General features: G+C 46.9%; 3 protein-coding genes. All 3 read left to right on the forward strand.

Going from position 1 to position 5,553, the window contains the following annotated elements; translation table 11 throughout:
- Window positions 1-540 (forward strand): calcium-binding protein (locus QUB12_RS09105; RefSeq protein ID WP_445300658.1); only part of this gene is annotated, 540 nt, incomplete at its 5' end.
- A gap of 641 nt (window positions 541-1,181) precedes the next feature.
- Window positions 1,182-2,135 carry a threo-3-hydroxy-L-aspartate ammonia-lyase gene (locus QUB12_RS09110; RefSeq protein ID WP_333306447.1) on the forward strand — a complete coding sequence of 318 codons (954 nt, stop codon included), beginning with the start codon at window positions 1,182-1,184 and terminating at the stop codon, window positions 2,133-2,135.
- 119 nt (window positions 2,136-2,254) lie between these two features.
- Window positions 2,255-5,482: a DUF499 domain-containing protein gene (locus QUB12_RS09115; RefSeq protein ID WP_333306449.1), complete on the forward strand. Its 3,228-nt coding sequence runs from the start codon at window positions 2,255-2,257 to the stop codon at window positions 5,480-5,482.
- Window positions 5,483-5,553: the final 71 nt, after the last annotated feature.

Genomic DNA, 5,553 nt, shown 5'->3' on the forward strand with positions numbered 1-5,553 from the left:
ACAGCTAATAACGTCACCGGCACTGAGTTTGCTGACATCTTGAACGGCGGTTCTGGGGCCGACATTTTCGACGGCGGTTTAGGTAACGACAGCATCTTCGGCGGCGCGGGTAGCGATACTCTAAACGGCGGCGAGGGGAATGACACTTTAATCGGTGGTGTGGGAACCAATGTTCTCAACGGCGGTGCTGGTTTGGATGTGTTTGTGTTCACCGGAACTACTGCTGACGGCGGCGATTTTATTACCAATTACAGCACTGCTGAGGATCAAATTAACCTCGACAGCACTGGTTTTGCAGCCTTTACGACCGGATCTGGGCCTTTGGGTTCGAGTTTCTACGTTTACAGCAGCACAGTTTCTGTAACTGATCTCGAACTAAATTTAACCGGGCCGTCCATCATGGCTATCTACGACGGTTTGTCTGCGTCTACTAAACTGTATTACGATAGCAACGGTTCTACGGTTGGTGGTAACAGTTTGTTTGCCACTGTCGATGTCGATTTAGGAGTTTCCGGTAATTCTGAATTGTTCTTGTTCTAAACGGCAAGAATCCTAATCGGGATATCGGTACGGTTAGGGACACAGCAATGCTGTGTCCCTACAAGATACGGGTAAGGACACAGCCATGCTGTGTCCTTTTTTTTGGTAATTGTTAAACAATTTAGCTGCTATTTTTTTTGTAGGGAAATGGCATTGCCGTGTTCTCTTTTGCCTTGTTGTCGATGGTTGAAGTCGATCGCACTCGCGAGGGCAATTTCACCATCCAATCCGGTTTATTTTACCCGTTATATCCATGCCGGTTGTATGGGAATAATTAAACCGCAGAGGACACAGAGGATACAGAGAAAGGGAAGAGAGAGATGAATAATTCCGATGCCAATGGATTTGATATTACCGAAAATCAGGACACTGCGCCGTGCTGTTTCCCTACAATTAATCGGGCGGTGGTTAAATTTGTATTCCTTAATCCCTCTCCTGTGCAAGTACAAACGCCCCTTTGATTTTTGATAGTAAATTGTCATAACTTTGATTTTAGTCCACAGCTTTTTTAACAATTAAGCGCAACCGCTAATGATAATTCTTAATAAGCTTATGATAAAAATTTATAATTTAATGGTAGGAGTAAAGCGGGAAATGCCCACCCTACAAATAGAGTCCTCGATCGCCCAAATCTAAAATCTATGAGTGCCCAAAATCCCTTGTCAGTATGTTTCGCGGATGTGGATGCGGCGGCAAATCGCTTGCAGGGCAAAGCTTTCAAGACGCCGGTGCTGACTTCGGAAACTTTCAACAAACGCACAAATTCTCAGGTATTTTTCAAGTGCGAGAACTTTCAGCGCACGGGTTCGTTTAAATTTCGGGGTGCTTGCAATGCTTTGATTCAGCTATCTGAAGCCCAAAAACAGCGGGGAGTGTTGACTTTTTCTTCGGGAAATCACGCGCAGGCGATCGCCCTTGCCGCACAGTTGCTACAAATTCCTGCTACTGTGGTGATGCCGGCAGATGCGCCAAAAGTCAAGCAAGAGGCGACTCGCGGCTACGGCGCAGAAATTATTTTGTACGATCGCACTCAAGTTTCCCGCGAAGAGTTAGCCGCTGAAATTGCCGCAGAACGACACTTGACAATTGTTCCTCCTTATGATAATGCGTGGGTGATTGCGGGACAAGGTACGGCGGCGCTGGAATTAATCGCAGAAGTTGGGGAGTTGGATTTGCTGTTAGTTTGTTGCGGTGGCGGGGGTTTGCTGTCGGGATGCGCGATCGCGGCAAAAACGTTGTCTCCCCAGTGTAAAGTAATCGGGGTAGAACCCCAGCAAGCAGACGATGCTGCGCGATCGTTCCGCACGAAAACGCTCCAAACTGTTACTAACCCGGATACGATTGCTGACGGTGCGCGCACGCCATCTTTGGGGAAATTAACCTTTCCTTTGGTGCTGCATTATGTTGATGATATGGCAACAGTTTCAGAAGACGCAATTCGCAGTACAATGTTTTTTATGTGGGAACGGATGAAGATAGTTGTCGAGCCGACTGGAGTGCTGGGGGCAGCAGCTTTGCTTTCAGGTGTTGTGAAAGCTGAAAATGCGAGAGTTGGGGTAATTGTCAGCGGGGGAAATGTCGATTTTAGTCATTAGTTATTGGATATCGGAATGATTTAACCGCAGAGAACGCAGAGAAGACAGAGGGAGACAAGTGAGAGATGAATAATTCCGATGAAGAGCGGAATTGATATTATTAGTTAAGGAGCTTTGAGATGCTGCCATTAATCTTTGATACCTGCGTGCCCAGAGATGAGATTTTATCGGGAGACTTGTCTCTAGATTTATTTGCAGCAAAATTGCGGCTGGTAGTCGAAGGAACTGCACCTCAAGTTTATCAAGATGCCAATAAATTTTTTGCCAATACTTTCGCAACTGATGGCATTAAAACCCTGATTCGGGAAGTTTTCAGCCGCTTGATGAAGCAAAGCGCCGGGGCTGGGGTAGTTCGTTTGGAAACGAGTTTTGGGGGCGGTAAAACTCACGATGAAATTGCACTCTGGCATATCTGCAAGCAAGGGCGAGAAATTCACGGATTGGAACGCTTTACAGATATTAGCGTTATTCCCGATCGCCCTTTACAAGTTGCAGCGATCGACGGTCGAGATTTAGACCCAGAACAAGGAGTTTATCACTCGGACAGCGGCTTGACAACCTACACTCTTTGGGGCGAAATTGCTTACCAAATTGGCGGGATTCCAGGCTATCAGTTAGTACACGGCAGCGATCAAAGCGGTGTCAGTCCCGGTACTTCGGTGTTAGAACGGTTGACGGGGGGACAGCCGACTGTGATTATTTTAGATGAAATTGCGCGGTATTTGCGATCGGCAAAAGCGAAACAAATTGGCAGAAGCGATTTAGCCAAACAAGTGGTAGCTTTTCTATTTTCCCTGATGGATTTGGCGGCAGCCTGCGATAATTTAGTATTGGTTTATTCCCTCGCCTCGACAGCAGATACTTTTGGGGAAGAAACCGCAGAATTGCAAGAAACGATGCGCGCTTCCGCTAGACAAGAAAGGGTGTTGAGTCCTTCTACAGATATCGAAATTTACAACATCGTTAAACAGCGCGTGTTTGCCAGAGTTAGCGAGGAAGCGGCGCAAAAAGCGGCATCGGAATATTTGGCGGCTTATCGCAGTTGCCGAGTTAATTTGCCCGATGGCTGCAAAGATGCGTCATACTCAAAAGCGATCGCCCAAAGTTATCCGTTTCACCCGGAATTGTTCAATCTTCTTACTAAAAAAATTGCTTCTATTCCCGAATTCCAGAAGACGCGGGGCGCTTTGCGATTGTTCGCGCAAGTCGTGCGGCATTTGTGGGAAAATCGCGATGGTTGGATGCCGATGATTCACACGCATCATATTCCCGTGGGGATGGATGACGAAATTACTAGCGATCTGACTTCTCGGTTGCAACGATCGCCCCTGCGGAATGCGATCGGCGCTGATATCTACAATCCCGATGGTAGGCCGGCTTACGCACAATTGCAAGATGGGGAATGGATAGCAGCGGGAAAACCGCCGTTTTCTACTTGGGTAGCCCGATCGATCTTTTTGCATTCTTTGACTCAGGGAAATTCTTCGGGTATTCGGCTGGCTGAGTTGAATTTGTCGCTGCTGACTCCGGGGGTTGACAGCGGTTTTGTCGATCGCGCTTTAGAAAGATTGACGAAGGTAGCTTGGTATTTAGACTCCGATCCGGTAACGTCTTTAGCGAGGTTTAAAGAAGAACCTTCGATCAACAAAATTATCACCGAGGAGAAGGAACAAGTTGGGAGGGGATTCGCGAAAGATGATTTGAGAATTCGTCGGGATAGCATTTTTGCCAAGAAATTTTTTACCTTAGTTTCTAATATCGAAAGTCCCGGAGATGTAGACGACAACCCGGATGATGTGGCGTTGTGCGCGATCGACTTTGACGATGCGACGGTGAATGCTTCTACCGACGCAGCCCCGGAATTAATCGAGAGAATTTTTAACAATAGCGGCGAATCGGGGAAGTTTCGCACCTACCGGAATCGGTTGTTATTTTTGGTGGCCAATCGGCTAGAATTAGAAACGGCGATCGACAATGCCAGAGAATATAAAGCAATTCAAAATATTCTCAAAAGTCAGAACCGACTGGCAGATTTATCGGGAAGCCAGCAGAAGCAATTGAAGGAACGGGAAGGGGCAAAAGATATAGCTGTGAGAGTATCTTTGACTAATGCTTACCGCCATTTATTTTATCCTTCAAATGACCAAGTAAAAGCACCGAAAGGATTGATGCACTACACTCTTACCGCGCAGGATGCGAGTATGGTGAAAGGCAAAAACAACCAGCAAGATGTGATTCTTAAAGCCCTCAAAGATTGCGGCAAGATTCGCGCGGAAGAAGCTAAACCTTTCGCCCCGGCTTTTATCCTGCAAAAAGTTTGGCCTGCGGGGTTGGATAATTGGACTACTAAGGCGCTGCGCGATGCTTTTGCTAAGGATTGGAGTTTGAATATTCTCCTTGATGCGGAAGTTTCGATGCTGCGGGAGACGATTCGCGAAGGTTTGAAAATGGGCAATTGGGATATGAAAGTCGGGGAGAGACTATTTATCAAAACCGATGATAGCGTGTTGGCGCTGCCGGAGACGATCGAATTTAGCGATCGCGCCTCCCTATACAAGCGCGGCATTCTCGAACCTCCAGCGCCGAAAGAAGTGGAACTCAGCGCTCAATTGATGCCGAGTGCAGAAGCGGCAAAACCCGTGCGGGTGAGGTGGAAAGCGAAAGGAGCATTGACGGTTAGTTTGTATCAAGATAATACTTTAGTGCCGGGAAATTTCCGCCCTTCCGATGAGTATGACGCCACCATTGTTAATAACAGTATTTTTCGTGTGGTGGCCGATTACGGTAACGGTGAGACAGCAGAAAAAACAACCAATGTCAATCTAAATCCTCAAGTTCCTAGCGTTCGATATAGTGACAATTCTCCTTATGTGGTGGAAACGCTACAGCCGAGTTTGTGGGAGGCGAAACCGCCGATTATCCAAATTGACGGCACGATAAGTGCGGTATTTACGGGATTGGGCGATCGCATTAGCGACTACAAAGTGCAAGGCATCGAAGTGCTAGAATTGTCTGTGGATCAAGTAATGGATTATCGTAAATTGGGAACGGCAATTGCCCTATTGCAGCGGTGGCAACCGCAAATCGACCAAACCGCCACCATTCAAACCGGCGACCAATTTTTGCGGCTGGAATATCAAGGTCAAATGCGGGGATTTCAGAGCTTTTTCTCGACTATCAAAAGTTTGTTGGAGAGTCCCGACGCGCAAGCAGATGTTAGTTTGAAAATCATCTTAGAATTCCAGCCAGCTTTGTCAGCAAATGCCTCGGATATTAGCAGTATAAAACAAACGCTCGATCGCAATCCAGTAGAGCGTTTAAATTTAACGGCAAGGGTGATATATTGAAATGTAGGGGCGGGTTAACAAACAATATGTGGCAAAAATTAACAATCTCAAAAACCCGCCCCCACCCCACG

It is taken from the genome of Microcoleus sp. B7-D4 (genome assembly GCF_036705125.1).
Lineage (GTDB): Bacteria > Cyanobacteriota > Cyanobacteriia > Cyanobacteriales > Microcoleaceae > Microcoleus.

Bases quoted from the DNA above. Each gene is read 5' to 3' on its own strand.
- QUB12_RS09110 (WP_333306447.1), top strand. From the start codon at position 1,182: ATGAGTGCCCAAAATCCCTTGTCAGTATGTTTCGCGGATGTGGATGCG.
- QUB12_RS09115 (WP_333306449.1), top strand. From the start codon at position 2,255: ATGCTGCCATTAATCTTTGATACCTGCGTGCCCAGAGATGAGATTTTA.